Raw genomic sequence first — 20,265 nt, 5'->3', positions numbered from 1 at the left:
AAGGAGTGAAAAAATGAATAAAGTAAAAATTTCAGGAAGAAAAGTTTTTCCCATAGGCTTAGGCACGTATAATATGGGAGACAAAGCAGATACATTTGAACAAGAAGTAGAAGCAATAAGAGTGGGTCTTGATCATGGCGTTCAAGTTATTGATACTGCTGAAATGTATGGAGATGGAAATGCGGAGAGATTAGTTGCACATGCTATTAAGCCTTATAACCGTGAAGAATTATTTCTCATTTCAAAAGTTCTTCCTTCAAATGCCTCAAAAAAGCAAATACCCGTTAGTGTAGAAAATAGCTTAAAAAGATTAAATACAGATTATGTAGATCAATACTTACTCCATTGGAAGGGACCTATACCTATTGAAGAAACGATTGAAGCCTTGGAGAAAGTAAAAAGTCAGGGTAAAATTAAGTCATGGGGTGTTTCTAATTTAGATGTTGATGACTTAGAAAAAATAATGAAATTACCTGATGGAATAAAATGTGAATCAAATCAAGTCCGTTATAATTTAGGAGATCGAGGGATTGAATTCGATTTAGTACCTATGATGAGCAAACTTGAAATGCCATTAATCGCGTATGCTCCAGTTGCTCGTGGTGATCGATTGGGTACTAATCTAACGAAACAAAAAGTTTTAAAGGAAATTGCTGAAAAACATCATGCAACTATTTTTCAAATTTTATTGGCATGGTGTATTCGAAATGGAAAAACAATTGCTATCCCACAATCTAGTAAAACTGCTCATGTAATAGATAATGTGAAAGCTGCTGAGATTCATTTAACACAGCAGGATTTGAGGCAAATAGACTCAGTCTATCCAAAACCTAGTATGAAACAGCCACTTGCTTTGTGGTAGAAGAGAATGTTCGGGTACTTGGAAAAGGTAATTTATTAATTAATTCGAAAGATGAAACTAATATAAAGAATCAACGTCAAATTTTAAAAAGAGGAGGTATTCATTGTACAAATTCATTCTTCTACCACTGTTCATTTCTTTATCTATGATTTTACTTGGTTGTCAATCAAAAGAAAATGTACCAATTGAGATGGTTGCATTTAATAGCCTTACAGATGAAGAACAAGATTTAATCCCAGTGAGCCCGAAAGACTCAATTGTAAAGAAAGTAACTGTATCGGGTGATATAGAACCATTCATTGATGATAACTATCAAAAGGACGAAGTTTATTCTGTATCATTTAATCATTCCCAAACGAATTCTTCCGAAAGCCTTGTGGTGTTTGTTGATTTGGACAAGAAAACGGTCGTTGGGAAAGGAATTATCGGGAAATAAATAAATTGTTTTTTCTTCATCCAACTGTCTTTCTGAAACATAACAAAAAATAGTAGCTCAATAAAGCAGAAAACAAGCTGTGTTTCATCAATGTCTATGAAATCCAGCTTGTTTTCTGTTAATTAGTAATCTCTATTTTTCCCTTTTTATGAATATCTTCAGTCCCGGCATCCAACGCAGTCTTGTAATAAGTGCATTTATGTTCGATCAGCTCCATTGTTTTTTTCAGTTCCTCCATCTGTGCTTCTACAGTGGCTTTTCGTTCTATAAACATGTCATATCTTTGTTGTAATGTGGAATCCCCGTCAGAACACCAATCGATGAAATGTTTAATTTCCTTAATAGGCATTCCTGTCGACTTAAGACATTCAATAACCTTTAAAGCACTGATATCAGAGTCTTTGAAAATCCTTGTTCCGCTTGATGACCGTTCTACAAAAGGCATAAGCCCCTCTTTGTCATAGTAACGCAAGGTATACACTGTTAGATCTAATTCTTTTGCTACTTCACTGATAGAATATGTTTTCATCATATCTCTCCCCTATTATTAAAGGATATGAACCTCGAGTTAACTTTATATTTTGTGAAGTTTATCACGGGATTTAGTGGATGTCAAAGTCCATTTAAAGTGAATGTTGAAATTTTCAAAAAGAATTATATATATTACTTGACCTAGAGTTAACTATAAGGCTTACCATTGTTTTGCAAGAGAAAAAATAAACGTTCATTCTCTTGGAAATTCAATTTATAGGAGGCATTTATTATGATAACTGCTAAAGCAAGAGCTGTTGAAGGTCCTGACAAACCATTCAGAGCAGCTGAAATTGAACGGCGTGACCTTGATTCACATGATGTTTTAATTGAAATTAAATTTGCAGGCATATGCCATTCTGATATTCATACTGCTCACGGGGAATGGGGTCCTGTGAATTATCCGCTTGTTCCCGGACATGAGATTGCGGGTATTGTGACGGATGTAGGCCCAGAAGTTACAAAGTACAAGGTTGGTGACAGAGTAGGAGTTGGATGTATGGTTGACTCTTGCGGGGACTGTGAGAACTGCCGTAAAGGTGAAGAACAATACTGTTTAAAAGGAAATATCCCTACATACGCTGGTGTTGACAAATATGGTGAGCCAACTCAAGGTGGCTATTCGACTCACATTGTTGTAACAGAAGGTTTCGTTGTGAAAATTCCTGACAACATTGAACTTGATGCAGCAGCACCATTACTTTGTGCGGGTATTACAACATATTCGCCATTAAACCATTGGGGAGCCGGGCCAGGTAAAAAAGTAGCGGTTGTCGGCTTGGGTGGTCTTGGTCATATGGCTGTCAAAATTGCACATGCCATGGGTGCTGAGGTTACTGTTCTTTCTCAATCATTGAAGAAAAAAGAAGATGGCCTGCAATTTGGTGCCAGTGACTACTATGCAACAAGTGATCCTGAGACATTTACGAAACTTGCCGGTTCTTTTGACTTAATCATTAATACAGTAAGTGCAAGTATTGATATTAGTGCGTACCTCTCGCTATTAACATTAGATGGTACGTTGGTAAATGTTGGTGCTCCTGCAGAGCCATTGGCAGTAAATGTATTCTCTCTTATCGGTCATCGCCGCTCATTTGCAGGTTCAATGATTGGCGGTATTCGTGAGACTCAGGAAATGTTGGATTTCTGTGGAAAACATAATATTGTACCTCAGATTGAAGTGATTTCAGCTGATGAAATTGACGAAGCCTACAAACGAGTATTAACTTCAGATGTTAAATATCGTTTTGTGATCGACACAAGTACAATATAAGTTGGATAAACGATAAATTCTGACTGTTTTTTATTAAGGGTGTCCTAAACGTTAGTTGTTTGGACATCCTTTTGTATATATTTTTCTTCGATGTTTAGGCCACAAATAGTCTTAAGATAAACAATTCACAGGTAATGCATTATTCTCCTTATAGACTCACCATAGTTATCAACAAATTCATTTCCCAAGGTTTGAATATCCATTATACTTTAATAAACTATGACATCGTTATGCATGGAGATGGAGGTTAAAGGATATGAACTATGATGTAATTATAATTGGTGCGGGTTCAATGGGGATGGCAGCAGGTTATTACCTATCAAAAAGTGGAAAGAAAACGTTATTGCTAGACTCTTTTCATCCACCTCACAACAAAGGTAGTCATCATGGAGAAACGCGGATCATTCGATATGCGTATGCCGAGGGTGAAGAATATGTACCTTTTATCCTTAAAGCACAGGAATTATGGAATGAATTAGAAAGAGATACAGGAAAGCCATTATTTATCCCGACAGGAGTGCTCAGTGTTGGGAATAAAGAGTCTAATTTTATTCAAAATACGATCTCAAGCTCTACTACGTATTCGTTGCCACTAGAAGTGATGGATCCGGAAGAAGTGCAAAATCGGTGGTCCGGTATCACAATGCCAAATGATTTTGTTGGCTGTTTTGAACCAACTTCAGGTGTTCTAAAATGTGAAGAAAGTATAAAAGCGTATCAAAAGCTTGCTGAAATGAATGGTGCTACGATTCTTTCAAATAGCAGAGTGAAAGAGATTCATATTCAAGAAGAGAAGGTAACGATTAAGACTATCGATAAGACCTTTTACTCGGATTCATTGGTTGTTGCTGCAGGAGCATGGTCCGGCCATCTCCTTTCGATGCTGGATTTGGATCTTCCTCTTACACCGGTAAGAAAGACATTTGCCTGGTTTGATACTATTGAAAAAATCTACAACTCTAACGATTTCCCGGCCTTTGCATTTGAGACTTCGCAAGGACTTTATTATGGCTTTCCAAGTGTTGATGGCGCAGGTTTGAAGGTAGGCCGTCATGATGGAGGAGAACGTATCAATCCAGATGAAGTGATGAAGCAGTTTGGTGAAATAGTAGAAGATAGAGAGGATTTGATTCAATTTTTAAATCAATATCTCCCTGAAATTGGCCAGCTGAAGTATGGGAAAACCTGTATGTATACACTTACTCCAGATGATAAATTTGTAATTGATGTACATCCTAAGTATTCCAACGTTGCCATTGCAGCGGGATTCTCAGGACATGGATTCAAATTTAGCAGTGCAGTTGGACAAGCTTTAAGCAACTTGATTGTTTCAGGTAAGAATGAAATAGATATTTCTCAGTTTTCGATAGATCGGTTTTATAATTGAAAAGCTGCTTGTGGTCTTTTTTGAGTTGATGAAGGGGTTTGCAGCTGAAAGAATACCTGTATCCTCCACTTTTGGGGTGAAAAACAATGATCACCTATTACTGTTTTACTTTATCTTAGTTTTCAAAGATGCGACATATTATATCCAGTAATGTTTAATATGAGGGCGATTCTTCATTCAGAAGGATCGCTTATTTTCATTTTATAACAACCTTTAAAACCTTCGAATAGGACAAGAAGAATAGCTGAAAAGTTATAATCATTTTTATTTTTATGCTCACTTTCTCTACTTCTTCTTATTTTTAGGGTCTAAATACCCTGCTCTAAGAAACTGATTATATCGATCGATAAAATACTTGGCCTATAATCAGGGGGCAACAAAATCTACTTTAGAAAGGAAGGAAGCTTTTGAAGAAGGGGAGAGGGAGTTATCGACGGGTATTTTTTATTTTATTGACATGTGCCTTGGTTGTCTCATCTTTAGTAGGCATCCCACAAAATGAAAGGGCTTTCGCGAGTGAGGAAAGTGTATTTGATTCGATCTATGAAGCAGAAGAAGCTACGATTAAAGAAGCGATCATTGACAACCAACATCCAGGCTATACTGGTACAGGTTTTGTTGATTATAAACCGAATGCACCAGGAGGGACGATCACATGGACCATTCCGGATATTCAGGCCGATGGAGAATATTCTTTCGTCTTCCGCTATGCAAATGGTTCAGCAGAAAATAGACCTGTTGAAATCACCGTTAATGACCAAATTGTTCGTGAGGAACTGGCTTTTCACTCAACTGGGGAGTGGACAAATTGGCAAACCGTTTCAATTAAAGTGGACCTAAATGCTGGTGATAATACCATTGTAGCAAAAGGGGTAGGTCCAAGCGGCGGGGCAAATATCGATCATCTGCGTATTCACAATTCTACTGAAGATCCAGATGATGATAGCCCTAAACCTATTGAAGTAGAACAAGTAGAATTACAGGAATTAGTGAATGGAGTAACCCTGAAGAAATTAAATGCTGCAGGTATGGTTGATACTTCTACACATACGGAAGGCGATCAGATGTCAAAACTGGCATTTTTCGCAGCCATCAATCGTGTTATGGGCTTCTATAAGGAAGAAACTTACAAAAACATTGAGGGAGATTTCTCAACAAACACGTGGTGGAGCTATGTATTAGAAGCAGCATCACATGAGGGGTATGTCACACAAGACCAAGTTGAAAACATAAAGGCAGAAGAGAAGATAACAAGACGAGAAGCTGCAGGTATTATAAGTGAAATTTTGGACTTATCACCTGGAAAAGGAAACAATAACAATGCAGTAGGTGCAGTGGTTTCCAAAGGGATCATGTCAGGGAAGCCGGGTTTCGGTAAAAAAGATTATGTCACAATCGGTGAGGCAGCGAGAATCTTTGAAAAAATAGAAAAAGTAACAAATCCGCAGTCAAACGAGATTCATGTTGTGAATTCATTGTCTGTTACACCTCAATTAGTTGTTGTGATGTTGGATGGACAAGTAGAGAATTTTGATGTGAAAGCATTCGCAATAAAAGCCGCAACTGGAACTTTTAACGGATTAAATCCTTCCTTGGAAAATGTATACCCGACACGTGCGGCAGTTGGGGAAAATAAATTTGGTGATACTGTTGTTTTATATGAACTTCAGCAGCCATTAAAAGATGGAAAGATTGCGAAAGAAGAAAATAATGAGTTTACTGGAGATCTTGAAGAAGCAACGAAACGTGCGAAAAACCTTGTGTCATGGCAGATGGATCATGGCGGATGGACTAAAAGCATGGATGAAGAGTATAGCAGGCCGTGGGATGGACAGGAAAAGCGCTCAACGCAATTTGGACCTAATGGTGAAGAATTAGGTTCCATTGACAATAATGCAACGATAAAGGAAATACGATATATTGCTGAGGTTTACAGGGAAACAGATGATGAAATGTTGAAAGAAAGTATGTTAAAAGGCATTGATTTCTTACTTACGATGCAATATGAAACAGGCGGCTGGCCGCAAGTTTATCCACAGCGAGGCGATTCTCCGGAGAGCTCTGTGTATTATTCTAATTATGTTACATTTAACGATAATGCGATGATTAATGTTTTACAACTGATGGATGATATAGTAAATAAAAAATATCCTTTTGATCAAAACATAGTAGATGATTCTTTAAGGAGTAAGCTTGAAGGATCTATGAATAAAGGGATTGACTATATTTTAAAATCTCAAATTAAAGTAGATGGAAAACTGACGGCCTGGTGTGCGCAGCATGATCCTACTACGTATGAAGCACAGCATGCCAGGGTTTATGAACATCCATCGATATCTGGAAGTGAATCGGTGGGGATTGTGAAATTTTTAATGTCACGTCCTAATCAAACTCCCGAGATACAACATGCGGTTTTAAGTGCGCTTCAATGGTTTGAAGAAGTAAAACTTGAAGGAATTCGCTACGTAAGCGGGGACCCAAATGGAGTTTATTTTGTTGAAGATCCGGAAGCAGTGACATGGTACCGATTTTACGAAATTGGAACGAATGAACCAATTTTCTCCGGAAGAGATGGTGTCATTAAACGATCCATTCAAGAAATTGAAAAAGAACGTCGTGATGGCTATTCGTGGGGCGGAAGCTATGCAAAGCGGCTATTAGAAATAGCAAAAACAACAGGATACTTTGAAAACCGTGTTTATGTGGAGGTTCTACCTAATGAATTAAAGGATACCTATGGTAGAAAACTTGTTGAAGGGGAGGTAAGTAGAGTGGAAGATGCGACAGAGGAATTAAAGAAACTACATGTCAAATTGACAGTTTCAAAGGATGAGAGCGGAGATTATCAAACAGTCCAAGCAGCTATTGATGCTGTACCTGCCAATAATACAGACCCGGTTAAGATCTTTGTGAAAAACGGTATTTATAAAGAGGTCATAAAAGTACCGGCAAATAAACCATTTATTACATTAGTAGGAGAAAGTGCAGAGAACACGGTTTTAACGTATGATAACTACGCAAAAAAGGAAAGGCCTGAAGGTGGAACATATGGCACAAGTGGCAGTGCAAGTGTATATCTGTACGCAAATGACTTTACTGCCAAAAATATGACAATGGAAAATTCCTTTGATGAACGGTTAGTAGAGGGTGGCTCTCAAGCGGTTGCTGTTTATACACGTGGCGAAAGAATGAAGTTTCATAATGTACGCTTCATAGGGAATCAGGATACACTTTATGTAAATGATGGAACTCAATACTTTAGTCAATGCTATATAGAAGGTGATGTTGATTTTATTTTTGGTGGAGCAAGAGCTGTTTTTGAAGAGTGTGAGATTGTCTCAGTTGACAGAGGCTCTAAAACAAATAATGGCTATATCACAGCCGCAAGTACGGACATCAACAAACCATATGGTTTTCTGTTTATCAATAGCAAATTAGTAAGCGAAGCCGCAGATGGAACGGTTTATTTAGGAAGACCTTGGCACCCTGGAGGTGACCCGAATGCGATTGCAAGTGTGGTCTTCAAAAACAGTGAACTTGGACCGCATATTCACCAGAATGGGTGGACTGATATGTCAGGCTTCAGTGCAAAAGATGCGAGGTTTTATGAGTATCAAAACGAGGGACCTGGAGCAAATCTTTCACGCCCTCAATTAACGGATGAAGAGGCTGAACTTTATACTGTTGAGAATGTGTTAAATGGGTGGAATCCGAAGTAATTGGCAGGGAAAATCAAGTTGCTTGGATGGTGTTGTATAAAATCTCTGTTTATTTTATTGGTTATTGGGGATTATTCTTAATAGTCTTACTTACAAGGAGAGATTTTATGGAGTTTGATGGGAACAAAATAAAAGAAAAAGCCATAACAGCATTTAGTAGGTTGAAAGATAATATGAAGGGAACCTTTTATGATATGGCTGAAATCCCTTATTCTTCCGTACAGCAGCTGGCTGAGTTCATTCAGATGCACCCTGACACAAAGATAAGCACGAAAAATTTGCTTGGTAATACTTATACATTTTTCAGGCTGAAAACTAACGACAAACATTTCTATTTAGAAACCAATAATGAACGTATCTTACAAATGGATGGTTATTTAAACGGAAAAGAATTCGTCTCGTATCGATCGTATCGCAATGATAATTTGGATACACCTATAAAACTGATTTAATAATGAAAAATGGGCTTTTTTCATATAGAAGGAAGCCCATTTTTTCTCTATATATTAACAGAAAAACGATTGTCGTTTAGGATGGTATCTACGATTTCTCCTGTATGTTTTAGAGTCGTATCATATAAAAATGATTTATTAGAAGGAAGCGATTCCAGTTTCTTTAATAAAAATAAAGAGCGGTCGATTGACTCGTGATCTCCACGCGAATGGATACGTTCGATGAGTTTTTCTTTATCTGCCCTTAAGACAATATATTTCAATGTTACTGGCAGGTCGTTTATCTGCTGACAAAACCACTCGAGCTCATCTTCCACTACAAAGTCAATGACGATGTTAAAGCCATGGTGAGTAAAGTTCTTCGTTATGGCAAGGATATTCTCCCACGTTAGTCTTAATCGATGTTCCCATGAAGTATCTGAACGATAATCAAACATTTGCAGAAACGAGTCACCATGAATAAGAACACAGTTCGAAACATTTTGAGCAAGTTCTTTAGATGTTGTTGATTTTCCAACCCCGATTGGACCAGATACGAGATAGATGATGGTTTGGTCTAACATTGTAACATCCCTCCTAAGCTAAACAGTATATATTTTACTTTCATATTAGCATAAAATCTCGATGTTTCTAAGCTAATGGCTGATCATTTTAAATAAAGAATAAGGGACAGTCCTGCACTATATATAAGTGCTAAGAACTATCCCTATACAAACTTCTTAATTGAATTAATTATGCCACCTTATCCCAGCCTGAAATATCCTCATCAAGCTGCAGATTCTTAGCTCGAGCCTTTTTAGCAGCACGGAAGAATAGGACAAGCAGGATTGCCGTTCCGATCACACCGCCATACCATGAAACATCCATTGATAAACGGAAGCCGATTTGGGCATTAAGGATATAGGTAATCACCATAACGAGCATGAACGATCCCGGGATAAGTGATACCCAGTAGTTTTTCTTTGCAATATATAAATACATGGCTCCAACAAATAATGCAATTACCGCTGTTGCTTGGTTGGCCCAGCTGAAATATCTCCATAAGATGTTAAAGTCAATCTGAGTCAAAATTAAGGAGATAACAAATAACGGAACCGCGATCCATAAACGGCTCGAAAATTTCTTTTGGGCGATGTTCAGGTATTCAGCAATAATCATACGTGCACTACGGAAAGCAGTATCACCAGATGTAATTGGTAAAACGACAACACCTAGTACGGCAAGTGTACCTCCGATGGCGCCGAGCATCGTTGTTGAAACTTCACTTACAACCGCACCAGGACCACCTGCTGCAAGCACTTCATTTAAACCGTTATAGCCGTCAAACAAGCTCATAGATGCTGCTGCCCAAATCATAGCAATGATCCCTTCAGCAATCATCATACCGTAGAAAATTTTACGACCTTGTTTTTCATTTTGCGTTGTACGCGAAATGATAGGTGTTTGTGTAGCATGGAAGCCTGAAAGAGCACCACAAGTGATCGTGAAAAAGATCAATGGAAAAATAGGCGCGTTATCAGGATGGAAATTTTGGAATGAAAGTTCAGGAATTGGTGCTCCTGTTACAATTAACCCAATGCCCACACCAAGTGCACTGATTACAAGCAATGCACCAAAGTACGGATATAAACGACCGATAATTTTATCCACTGGTAAAAGCGTTGCTAAAATATAATAAAGGAAAATAAATCCAATAATTAAGCCTAATGCGATCTTGCCATCCATTAATACATGTAAAAGACTTGCAGGTGTTGAGACAAACACGGTTCCTACTAAAAGAAGAAGCAGGACTGCGAATGCGTTTACAACATGTCTCATAACTTTACCAAGAAATTTACTAGCAAGCTCAGGTAAATGGGCGCCGCGGTTACGGATTGAGATCATCCCTGTTAAATAGTCATGGACAGCCCCGGCGAAAATACAGCCGACAACGATCCATATAAAGGCAGCCGGTCCGTAAAGCGCCCCCATAATCGGACCAAAAATAGGTCCCGTTCCTGCGATATTTAACAATTGAATGAGTGAATTCTTCGATGTGCTCATTGGAACATAGTCAACACCATCACTGTTCACATATGCAGGAGTTGCACGACTTTCTTTCACCCCAAACATTTTTTCAATAAATTTACCATACGTAAAATAACCTATAATTAAAAGAGCAATACCTCCTAAAAACGTAAACATCATGACTCCCCCTTTTTTTATGAATGCGTTTACATTTAGTATAATAGAATACCAGTATGAAAGGGGGAGTTTGAGACCAAAAGGTCAAAAACAGAGGTTATCATGTTGAAAATCAGAATTAAGATGCAAGGAAAGGGATTAAATTTCCAAGTGTATTCTTAGTGACTTCACATAATTTCTGCTAACGGCCAACATTTCGTCTCTCCCTTCGATTTGCAACTGATATGCGCCATTAAACCAAGGGGTTAGTTTTGAAACATAGGATAAATTTACAAGATAGCTCTTATGTATTCGGAAAAAATCGAAAGCAACAAGTCTGCTTTCCAGGTCCTTAAGAGGTGTTTTTGTTTCAAATTCTCCAGTTTTTGTAATCAGCTTCGTTACTTTTTCGTCCCTGTATATATACAGGATGTCTGCAGGCTCAAGATAAAAAATCTCACCCTCTGCTTCAACTGGAAGTTTTCCGGAACGTTTACCTGTCTCACCTTCATCGTTATTTACTAATTTTTTTTCAATCCGCTGAATGGTTTCCTGTAACTGATCTTCATCATAAGGTTTTAATAAATAATCAATTGCATCATAGCGGAACGCCTCTGCAGCAAATTGCGGATACGCTGTTGCAAAGACAATAAGCGGGACTTTTTTCAATTCCATTAGTGCTTTTGCTGCTGCCATTCCATTCATTTTTGGCATTTCTACATCTAAAAAAACAACATCAGGCTGAAGCTGAAGAGATTTCATAACGGCTGCTTCGCCAGATTCTGCTTCACCAACAATGTTGATCGATGGGAACTCCTGTAATAAATGTTTTAGCTCATCGCGGCTATATAATTCATCATCAACAATTAATGTCTTTATGGTTGATTTCATTTGTTTTTTTCCTCCACTTCATATGGAATTGAAAAGGAAATGTCTGTGCCTTTATCAGGTTCGCTTGCAATTATTAGTGCTGCAGCTTCTCCGAACATCATTGTCAGCCTTCGATTTACATTATAAATGGCAAGACCGCTTCCTTTCTCGGATTGTATCGGAGTTTGCGAAAGTTGATTGGCTAGTTCTCTACTCATTCCTTTTCCATTGTCTTTTACACTTATATAAGTGATGTTCTTTTTCTTTCTTATTGTAATATTCAACAAACAGTTTTCCTCTTTATCCTTGAATCCATGTTTCATTGCATTTTCAACAAGTGGCTGCAGTGTAAGCGGAGGTATGCTTTGATGAATGGCTCCATCATCTATATCATAGATAATGGTCAAACGATCAACAAAACGGGCTTCCTCAATCGCAAGATATGCTTTTACATGTCGTAATTCCTGCTCCAACATAATCTTAGTATGTGTTGTCACAGTCAGATTTTGACGTAAAAAATGTGACAAAGAAACAAGCAATTTACGTGCTTTTGCCGGATCAATTCGGACAAGGGAAACGATTGTATTAAGTGTATTAAATAAAAAGTGCGGGCTGATCTGTGCTTGCAGTGCCCTGATTTCTGTTTCTTTTGCAAGCTGGTAAGCCTTATCTGCTTCAGAGATTTCAAGCTGATTACTGATCATCGAACTAAGTCCGGTAATCAACTCCATCACAACATTCGTTATTTCTTTTTCAGAACGAAAATAAAATTTTAACGTGCCGATTGGTTTATTTCGCAACTTTAAAGGAGCAATTACAGCCGCACCGAGTGGGCAACTTTCATCACGACAATGAATGGAGCGTTGATTCGCGACAACAATCTTGTCCTGCTTGATCGCATCAATCGTAATCTTTGTCTGTATTGGGCTTTCCGCACGGTGATGATCATAGCCAAGACCAACATGTGCGAGAATTTCTGTAGTATTCGTAATCGCCACGGCACTTGACTTGATTTCATTATGGATAATGTGACAAACCGCACCAGCTGAATCAGTGGTGAGACCATTGCGCAGATAAGCAAGCGTCTGGTCAGCAATCCGCAATGTTTTCTGGGCCTGCATAGCACCGGCCTTTTCTTCTTCATTAAATACGCTTTTAATAATCAATAGAAAAAGCGCAGATCCGACTCCGTTCGCAAAAATCATAGGGATACCGATCATTTCGACTAATGCCACAGCCTGTTCAAATGGGCGTGAAATAAGCAAAATGACAATCATTTGCAATGTCTCGGCTAATGCTCCAATCAAAAAAGCGGAACGTAACTTTACATGTTTGTTCGTTTTATGAAAGAATCCGGCGATCACTCCTGCTAGAATGGTAGCAAGACCACAGGAAATCCCCGTAAATCCGCCTAATGTGATCCTATGAAGCCCTGCAATTAAACCTGCACCAACCCCGACTTTGTATCCGCCGAGAAGACCACCTAAAACAACACCAATTACGCGCGAATTGGCAATTGCTTCATCTGTGGAAAGATCAGAAGGAAGACGGTTAAATTGGAGGGTTTCTGTACTAAGGCTCAAGCCTGAATATGTACCTATAATCCCGAAAAAGCCAAAGAAGATGATTGCCGTCACATTCTGTTTACGATTAAGCTGATCATGATAAATCATTTCACGGAAGAATTTGAATCGCGTTAATATAAAGGCAATCATGACAATGATACCAAGGCGTTCGACCATTGTGAGTAATAAATCAAACATGTGAAAAACCCCTTTTGAAAATGGAAACTGTCCCTAAAGTTACCTTTCCCAGTTGATGATTTTGTCTATTAAGATTGTAAAAAAAATTTGATATCACCTTTAAATTTACCAAAACTCTGTCAGGGAATCCACATATCGTATATAGTTAAGAAATCGAGCTGTTATCTTAAGTATTTGTAAGGTATTTGAAACAGTAGTGAAGGATTAATAAAAGGAGGGTTCCTTATGGATATTAAACTCGAAATATTAGAAGGTGAACATGTGATACTTTTGCCTATGCAAAAGCATCACATGCAAGGGCTATACGAAGCAGGGTGTGATCGCAATATATGGACTCACTTACCTAAAGAGATAGCAAGCTTTGATGATATGAAGGATTTTGTGGAATCAGCTCTATATAAAAAGGAAAAGGGTGCGGAATTTCCCTTTGTCATTATACAAAAAGAAACCAACAAAATAATTGGAAGCACACGTTTTCTAGATATCTCCCCTTTAAATAAATCACTGGAAATAGGCTGGACCTGGTTACATCCATCTGTATGGGGTACACAAATAAATGAAGAATGCAAATATCTTTTATTAAGCTATTGTTTTGAGGAGCTTGGAGCTATTCGCGTCCAATTCAAAACAGATGAACGAAACTTTAGATCTCAAAAAGCTATCGAGAGAATCGGCGGAATGAAGGAAGGAATCTTAAGAAATCACATGATCAGAAAAGATGGAACATACCGGAATTCTGTATACTACAGTGTAATAGAAAGTGAATGGGATGAAGTAAAACAAAAAAACTTTTTAAATTGGTCGATATCTATTAAATAAAAGATATGTGTTTCCTATTTTCAAGAGTGTTGATTTGGATACTATTTTTTAAATCGGTAGTGGAGCGCAATGGAACGACAAATTTCCATCTCCCAATGCATTAAATAACAACAGAGTATGAAGAAGAAACTAATAATTAAAAAAACGGAAGAAATATCCAAATTTTTAATCTGATTAATTGAGAGATTATGATTACAAACGAGGTGATCCCCATGATACTAGTCAGTTCTTGTTTAGCTGGTTTAGAGGTAAGATATAACGGTACACATTGTTTAAATTATAAGATTAATAAACTAATAGAAGAAAAAAAGGCAATCCCTGTATGTCCTGAACTACTTGGCGGTTTTTCAACCCCCAGAGAACCTGCTGAAATCATAGGAGGTAATGGAGAAGATGTATTGGATGGGAAAGCTAAAGTAATCGAGAAATCAGGTAGGGACGTAACTGAATTATACATAAAAGGTGCATACACGACTTTACAACAAGCTAAGAATGTAAAGGCAACAGTTGTTGTCCTTAAGGAATATAGTCCATCCTGTGGAAGTTCGATGATATACAATGGGAAATTTTCAGGAGAGAAAATTGCCGGAAATGGAGTCACAACTGTCTTATTAAAACGAAACGGTATAAGAGTAATCTCAGAAGAACAGCTTGATGATCACTCAATTTCTGTATAAAAGAAAAACCTTCCGATCATGAACATTCACGAGCGGAAGGTTTGATATCAAAAGAATTAAACCCCTGGAAACCAACCAGGTGTGTTGATAATAGCATTCCACAGAGGATCAGGAATGACCAATGCTTCTTGCTTATCTTTATCAATTTTTGTAACAATTTCATCTTCTTTTCCTTCAGCAATTTTTTGAACCCAATCAGGATCAATAATTAACTCTCTACCTAGTGCCAGAAGAGGAATTCCACTTGCAAATGCGTTACGCGCATCTTCAGCTGTATAAATAGAACCTACCCCTATAAGTGGAACTCTGTTATTAATTGTTTCCTTGAGATAATCAATTCTAGTTTTCGTTAAATCCTCAACACCTCTTCTTGGTGTTGAAAAGAAATCCATTAATGAAACATGCAAATAATCAAGGCCTTTATCTGATAAAGCATCGACTAAGACAAGTGTTTCATCCATTGTAATCCCAGGGGTTTCAGGTTCCTCCGGAGAAAAACGATACCCAACAATAAATGGGGTTTTTGCATGCTCCTGAACTGCTTTTTTCACTGAATCCACAACTGCCAATGGAAATGTCATTCGTTTTTCAAGACTTCCACCAAATCGATCTTCACGTCTATTTGAATGCGGGGAGAAGAATTGTTGAATTAAATATCCGTTTGCTCCATGAATTTCAACTCCATCAAATCCTGCTTCAATCGCACGACGGGTCGTTTCTCCAAAAGCATGGATGATTTCCTCAACCTCAGTCTCTGTTAATGGTCTTGGTTTTACATCAGGCTCATCTGTGGAAACACCGCCTTTTTCAGCAGGAATATCACTTGCACTAACAATTTCACCATTAGGAACTAATTCCGGCGGACACATTCTTCCACCATGGAAAATTTGCAGTACTGCTTTTGCACCTTGATCTTTAATGTTTTTTGCTAACTTTTTTAAGCTTGAGATCATTTCATCAGTGTCAGCCCCGAATTCACCGTGAAATCCTTTTCCATTTGGAGTGACATATGTACAAGCTGTAATTACCATGCTGACTCCTTTGGAACGTCTTGCATAGTAATTCACCTCAGCATCTGTGACTGTACCATCTGGATTAGAAGAGAAATTTGTCATCGGTGCCATGACAATTCGGTTTTTTAATTGAATTCCATTAGGTAATGTATAGGAAGTTAATAAAGATTTATTTTGCTCATTCATCAAACTTGTTCCCTCCTTCATGAGAATACGGCTATGATAAAATAACAGATTTGATTTGTACATCAATATGCTTCACTTAACTTTTAAAGTTTATGAAAGATAATAGGAAAACTATTGCTTATCAAATGCACTAATAACTAGTTCAGTAAAAGCTTTGACTGCGGGGGAAGCCATTTTTTCTTCTTAATCAACATATGTGAGTAGGAAGGCTCGAATTTTTCAGAATGGATAAGGATTTTAAGTTTTCCACTTTCAATCTCTTCTTTTACTGTAATATAGGGCAAAACAGAAAACCCCAGACCACTTGCCACCGTTTGTTTAATAGCTTCAATACTCCATAATTCCATCGTTTGAAAGGTATTCATGTGATGTGTTAAAAGATAGCGTTCAAACATAGTCCGGTAGCTACACCCTTCTTCATTTGTAATGAAAAATTTAGTGGGGCTGTATTTTTGATATTCCTCCAATTGATTTGGTCCATCATTACTACCTACAAGGACAATTTTTTCCTCGCATAAATGATGGTGAATGCATTTGTCCGGATTTATTGCAGGATAGACCATTAACGCTACATCTACACGTCCACTTAGTAAGTCAATTTGATTTTGACCACATGTACCATTTGTTAATATGAGTTTGACATGAGGATATTTTAAGGAGTACTCCCTTATGATTGGACTTAAACGGGAAACGGTTAAAGACTCTGGTGTAGCCACCTTTAACACTCCCTTTACCTCGTTGACACTTTTCATATTCCTAATTTGATTATGGGTAGAAAGTAGATCCTCAGCCAAAGGTATTAGTTCGCTACCTAAATGAGTAAGCTGTAATTTTCTTTTTACATAGGTAAAGAGCTCTCCTCCGATTTCATGTTCGAGTGCCTGTATATGAGAAGTTATGGTGGATTGAGTATATCCCAGTTTCTCAGCCGCCCCTGTATAGCTTCCTATTTCCACAATCGTTTGAAAGGTAATAAGGTGTCTAATTTCCATATTGTTTCTCCTTCTCTTTTTTATCTATCGAAAAAAATGATAATGAAAAATTTAATTTCAATTTTATTTATAGTTAATTACATCATACAATAGGACTTAACAGACAGTAAATGAGTAAGTGAAGGTGAGTTTATGAGTATAGTAGCGTTTTTTTCATATGTGATGATCACATCTCTTACACCAGGCCCGAGTAATATCCTGATGATGAATGAAGCACGAAAGTTCGGTTTTGCAGGATCCTGGAAATTTAGTGCGGGTATATTGGCAGGGTTTGCCTTTCTGGGGATTATAAGCGGGATTTTTACTACTTGGATTTACAAATGGATTCCTGTTATTGAGCCTTATTTTAAAATAGCTGGTGCAGCCTACCTTTGTTATCTGGCTTGGAGAATAGGTTTTCCAAAAGAGTCAGCAAAGAATGAGATGAATGAAGGTCAAACCTCATTTTTTTCAGGTTTTATCTTTCAAGTTATAAATGTAAAAAGTATCTTATTTTTTTTAACTTTAATGAGTACGTTTATCCTGCCGTTTCATCAGACAATTAAATCCACTGGGTTTTATTTATCATTATCCATATTACTTGGATGGTTAGCATTACTACTTTGGGCGGGATTCGGCTCTATTTTCAAAAAAATGTTCGTTAGACATGACAAGGTGTTTCGAATCATCATGTGTTTGTTGTTGGTTTACTCTGCGGTAAGTATTTTTCTATAGAAAATCTTACGTACCTAAATAAAACAAGCGCTAATCTTAGGAAGGATTAGCGCCTGTTTATGGAGAATTAATGTTGTTTTTCGAATGCCAGCTTTAAACCAAAACCTATTAAAACAAGACCAGTTGCTTTATCCATGATCTTCTGCACCTTTTCCGTCAGAAGCCATTCACGTAGATAATTGATAAAAAAGACATATAGAAAGAACCACGTGATTGAAAGCAATGTGTAAACGACACCCATCGTGATAAATTGAACGGTGACATCGGAACCTGCATTTACGAATTGAGGGAGGAATGTGATAAAGAACATGGCCACTTTAGGATTTAGAACGTTTGATAAAAATCCTTGGTGAAAAGCGGATTTCCTTTTAAGGGTAGAACCTGGTGCTACTTGGAGATCATGATCATTCTGTCTTTTAATAAGAGATGAAATGCCAAGATATAGTAAATATATGGCACCAATATACTTTACAATGTCAAATGCAAGGGATGATTGTAAGAGTATGGCTGATAGGCCAAATGCAGCGGCAAATGTATGAACCAATGATCCTGATGTAATTCCTAAAGCCATTTTGTAGCCGTTTTTCCGTCCGTCAGCAATGGTTCTTTTTGTAATGAGTGCTGTATCAACACCAGGGCTCATAACGACAAATAATGTAAGAACTAAAAAAGTGAGAAAATCATTCATTACTATCACTCCTTAATCACTTGATACAAGATGGTCAATAAAATATAATTTAATTATTGTTAAGTGTAGTTTAACATATTTTAATTGATTGTGTTAAATATAATTTAAATAAATTAAGTGTAATTTAATTACAGGGGGCGTCATGGAAAATATTGATATTGGGAAAAAAGTTGAACGATTTAGGAAGGAAAAGGGACTTAGTAGTCGGGAATTAGCCAAATTAGCTGAAATCACTCCCTCCATGTTAAGTCAGATTGAAAGAGGATTAGCCAATCCCTCCATACAAACTCTTAAGGTATTGGCTAAAGTTCTTGAAGTCCCAACATTTAGTTTTTTACTTGAAGAGACAAAAACATCAGATTTAGTGGTCAGGTCTAATCAAAGAAAAAACATGATTGTAGAGAATATCACGTATGAGCTTGTTTCTCCAGAGTTTACCGGGACCCTTGCAACAGCCATAATGAATCTTCCTCCAAATTCATCTTCTTCAGAGGAGCTATTAGAACATAAAGGAGAGGAAGTTGCCTTTATATTAGAGGGGAAAATTAAAATCTATTTAGATGATGATGACTACTTATTAGAAGCGGGAGATAGTGTCAGAATACCAAAACATATGAAGCACAAGTGGGAGAATCCATTTGATGAAACAGCAGCTATCTTATTTTCTGTAACCCCACCAGCTTTTTAAACTATGAAATGATAGAATCAGGAGGTCCACATGAGATGCGGTTCAAAATGCTTTGTAGTTGAGATGGAGATAAGAGGAGAAGTACGAACGGAAGCAGTCACTGCGAGAACATCCGTTGATGCAAGGAAAACCATTCGAATTGAATATGGAGCAGAGGCACAAATTTTAACGGTTAGGGAAAAAAATAAAAAAGAGAGATGAAAATTCACTTTCTACAAGTCAATATTTAGCTTTTTTAGGGTATAGTGGCATCATTTGATTCCACTGTATTTTACATTGTGCACAATTTAATTGTTGACATTATAATTCGGATTGTTTATGATGAACTTATAATTTAATTAGTTGTGCAAAATTTAATTTTAGAAAATACATTTTTATAGAGGAGTGTTTTATATGTCAAATGTTTTATTTACTTCAAGTGTTTCTGCAGTAGGCGGAAGAGAAGGACGTGTTCAATCTAAAGGTGGATACCTAAACTTAGAAGTGGCTATGCCGGGTACTCCACGTGCGAAGTCAAATCCGGAAGCAACCAATCCTGAGCAATTATTTGCTGCAGGCTATGCTGCTTGTTTTGACAGTGCTTTACAAATGATCTCACGTAAACAACGTATTACATTTGAGTCTGAAGTAACTGCTCATGTTAGTTTACTTAAAGATGAAATTGACCAAGGGTTTAAACTGGGTGTGACACTTCATGTAAAGGGAACGGGGATTGAACAAGCCACTCTTGAAGAACTTGTTCATAAAGCTCACGGCTTTTGTCCATATTCAAAGGCCACGAAAGGGAATATCGATGTACGTTTAGAATGTGAAGCAATTTAACTTTATCATTGGTTCTGTAGGAGATAAAATATACTAAATCAAAATCATAAAAACTCATTTAAATAAACTAGAGTTCGAGTCAAATGAGGTTTTCCTTTCAGGAAACCTTTTTTTGTACTCAAATTTTTTATTGAGTGCTAGTTTAATACAAAAAATGCAAGAATCGTTCTTTTTATCTCTTGCTAAAAACCTATAATTAGAGAATGAAAA

19 protein-coding genes and 1 pseudogene are annotated in these 20,265 nt (G+C 37.3%); 12 read left to right on the top strand and 8 right to left on the bottom strand.

The features are described 5' to 3' along the window. Positions 1-13: 13 nt before the first annotated feature. Both BK577_RS02870 and BK577_RS02865 read left to right on the top strand, forming a co-directional pair. The gene (locus tag BK577_RS02870) at positions 14-862 is read left to right on the top strand and encodes an aldo/keto reductase (RefSeq protein ID WP_078431531.1); all 849 of its coding nucleotides are present in this window, start codon (positions 14-16) and stop codon (positions 860-862) included. Positions 863-965: 103 nt separating this feature from the next. Beyond that, positions 966-1,298 (top strand): hypothetical protein, encoded by a 333-nt coding sequence (locus BK577_RS02865; RefSeq protein WP_078431530.1) that lies wholly within the window; start codon positions 966-968, stop codon positions 1,296-1,298. 118 nt (positions 1,299-1,416) lie between these two features. Here the strand turns inward: BK577_RS02865 and BK577_RS02860 are convergent, their stop codons facing one another. Next, positions 1,417-1,827 carry a MerR family transcriptional regulator gene (locus BK577_RS02860; protein ID WP_078431529.1) on the bottom strand — a complete coding sequence of 137 codons (411 nt, stop codon included), beginning with the start codon at positions 1,825-1,827 and terminating at the stop codon, positions 1,417-1,419. Positions 1,828-2,061: 234 nt separating this feature from the next. On the opposite strand from BK577_RS02860, the gene BK577_RS02855 reads away from it, so the two are divergent. The 4 genes from BK577_RS02855 (at position 2,062) to BK577_RS02840 (ending at position 8,660) form a co-directional block, all read left to right on the top strand. Beyond that, on the top strand, positions 2,062-3,102 hold the full coding sequence (locus tag BK577_RS02855) for an NAD(P)-dependent alcohol dehydrogenase (RefSeq protein WP_078431528.1): 1,041 nt from the start codon (positions 2,062-2,064) through the stop codon (positions 3,100-3,102). Positions 3,103-3,358: 256 nt separating this feature from the next. Continuing rightward, positions 3,359-4,489 carry an N-methyl-L-tryptophan oxidase gene (gene solA / locus BK577_RS02850; RefSeq protein WP_078431527.1) on the top strand — a complete coding sequence of 377 codons (1,131 nt, stop codon included), beginning with the start codon at positions 3,359-3,361 and terminating at the stop codon, positions 4,487-4,489. A 407-nt stretch (positions 4,490-4,896) separates the two neighbouring features. Beyond that, the gene (gene pelA, locus BK577_RS02845) at positions 4,897-8,208 is read left to right on the top strand and encodes a pectate lyase (protein ID WP_078431526.1); all 3,312 of its coding nucleotides are present in this window, start codon (positions 4,897-4,899) and stop codon (positions 8,206-8,208) included. A 107-nt stretch (positions 8,209-8,315) separates the two neighbouring features. Further along, positions 8,316-8,660 (top strand): hypothetical protein, encoded by a 345-nt coding sequence (locus BK577_RS02840; protein ID WP_078431525.1) that lies wholly within the window; start codon positions 8,316-8,318, stop codon positions 8,658-8,660. A 47-nt stretch (positions 8,661-8,707) separates the two neighbouring features. On the opposite strand, the gene BK577_RS02835 is transcribed toward BK577_RS02840, so the two are convergent. The 4 genes from BK577_RS02835 to BK577_RS02820 all read right to left on the bottom strand — a co-directional run bounded on the left by BK577_RS02835 (position 8,708) and on the right by BK577_RS02820 (position 13,456). Next, entirely contained in the window at positions 8,708-9,223 is a 516-nt protein-coding gene (locus BK577_RS02835) for a P-loop nucleotide/nucleoside kinase family protein (protein WP_078431524.1), read from the bottom strand. Positions 9,224-9,392: 169 nt separating this feature from the next. Further along, complete coding sequence (locus tag BK577_RS02830; RefSeq protein WP_026560915.1) at positions 9,393-10,844, bottom strand: carbon starvation CstA family protein; 1,452 nt, start codon at positions 10,842-10,844, stop codon at positions 9,393-9,395. 138 nt (positions 10,845-10,982) lie between these two features. Further along, positions 10,983-11,714, bottom strand: coding sequence for a LytR/AlgR family response regulator transcription factor (locus BK577_RS02825; protein ID WP_078431523.1), 732 nt, complete (start codon positions 11,712-11,714; stop codon positions 10,983-10,985). Then, the gene (locus BK577_RS02820) at positions 11,711-13,456 is read right to left on the bottom strand and encodes a LytS/YhcK type 5TM receptor domain-containing protein (RefSeq protein ID WP_078431522.1); all 1,746 of its coding nucleotides are present in this window, start codon (positions 13,454-13,456) and stop codon (positions 11,711-11,713) included. The genes BK577_RS02825 and BK577_RS02820 overlap by 4 nt, the downstream gene beginning before the upstream one ends. A 225-nt stretch (positions 13,457-13,681) precedes the next feature. Between BK577_RS02820 and BK577_RS02815 the strand changes: the two genes are divergently transcribed. Next, a complete protein-coding gene (locus BK577_RS02815; RefSeq protein ID WP_078431521.1) occupies positions 13,682-14,275 on the top strand; it encodes a GNAT family N-acetyltransferase in 594 nt (197 codons plus the stop codon). 212 nt (positions 14,276-14,487) lie between these two features. Then, a complete protein-coding gene (locus BK577_RS02810; RefSeq protein ID WP_078431520.1) occupies positions 14,488-14,952 on the top strand; it encodes a 2-thiouracil desulfurase family protein in 465 nt (154 codons plus the stop codon). A gap of 56 nt (positions 14,953-15,008) precedes the next feature. Here the strand turns inward: BK577_RS02810 and BK577_RS02805 are convergent, their stop codons facing one another. Continuing rightward, positions 15,009-16,151 (bottom strand): NADH-dependent flavin oxidoreductase, encoded by a 1,143-nt coding sequence (locus BK577_RS02805; RefSeq protein WP_078433441.1) that lies wholly within the window; start codon positions 16,149-16,151, stop codon positions 15,009-15,011. A gap of 111 nt (positions 16,152-16,262) precedes the next feature. Next, positions 16,263-17,143, bottom strand: a pseudogene (locus BK577_RS02800) (LysR family transcriptional regulator). A gap of 132 nt (positions 17,144-17,275) precedes the next feature. On the opposite strand from BK577_RS02800, the gene BK577_RS02795 reads away from it, so the two are divergent. Then, on the top strand, positions 17,276-17,857 hold the full coding sequence (locus BK577_RS02795; RefSeq protein WP_078431519.1) for a LysE family translocator: 582 nt from the start codon (positions 17,276-17,278) through the stop codon (positions 17,855-17,857). 67 nt (positions 17,858-17,924) lie between these two features. On the opposite strand, the gene BK577_RS02790 is transcribed toward BK577_RS02795, so the two are convergent. After that, positions 17,925-18,545 carry a LysE family translocator gene (locus BK577_RS02790; protein WP_078431518.1) on the bottom strand — a complete coding sequence of 207 codons (621 nt, stop codon included), beginning with the start codon at positions 18,543-18,545 and terminating at the stop codon, positions 17,925-17,927. Between the two features lie 142 nt (positions 18,546-18,687). On the opposite strand from BK577_RS02790, the gene BK577_RS02785 reads away from it, so the two are divergent. The 3 genes from BK577_RS02785 (at position 18,688) to BK577_RS02780 (ending at position 20,055) form a co-directional block, all read left to right on the top strand. Further along, the gene (locus BK577_RS02785; RefSeq protein ID WP_078431517.1) at positions 18,688-19,233 is read left to right on the top strand and encodes a cupin domain-containing protein; all 546 of its coding nucleotides are present in this window, start codon (positions 18,688-18,690) and stop codon (positions 19,231-19,233) included. A 30-nt stretch (positions 19,234-19,263) separates the two neighbouring features. Then, a complete protein-coding gene (locus BK577_RS25855; RefSeq protein WP_169908070.1) occupies positions 19,264-19,434 on the top strand; it encodes a hypothetical protein in 171 nt (56 codons plus the stop codon). Between the two features lie 192 nt (positions 19,435-19,626). Further along, complete coding sequence (locus BK577_RS02780; RefSeq protein WP_078431516.1) at positions 19,627-20,055, top strand: organic hydroperoxide resistance protein; 429 nt, start codon at positions 19,627-19,629, stop codon at positions 20,053-20,055. Positions 20,056-20,265: the final 210 nt, after the last annotated feature.

The sequence above is a fragment of the Metabacillus halosaccharovorans genome (assembly GCF_002019635.1).
Classification (GTDB): Bacteria; Bacillota; Bacilli; order Bacillales; family Bacillaceae; genus Metabacillus; species Metabacillus halosaccharovorans.
Note: the sequence above shows the minus strand (reverse complement) of the source record. Positions and strands in the feature narration are given on the sequence as shown.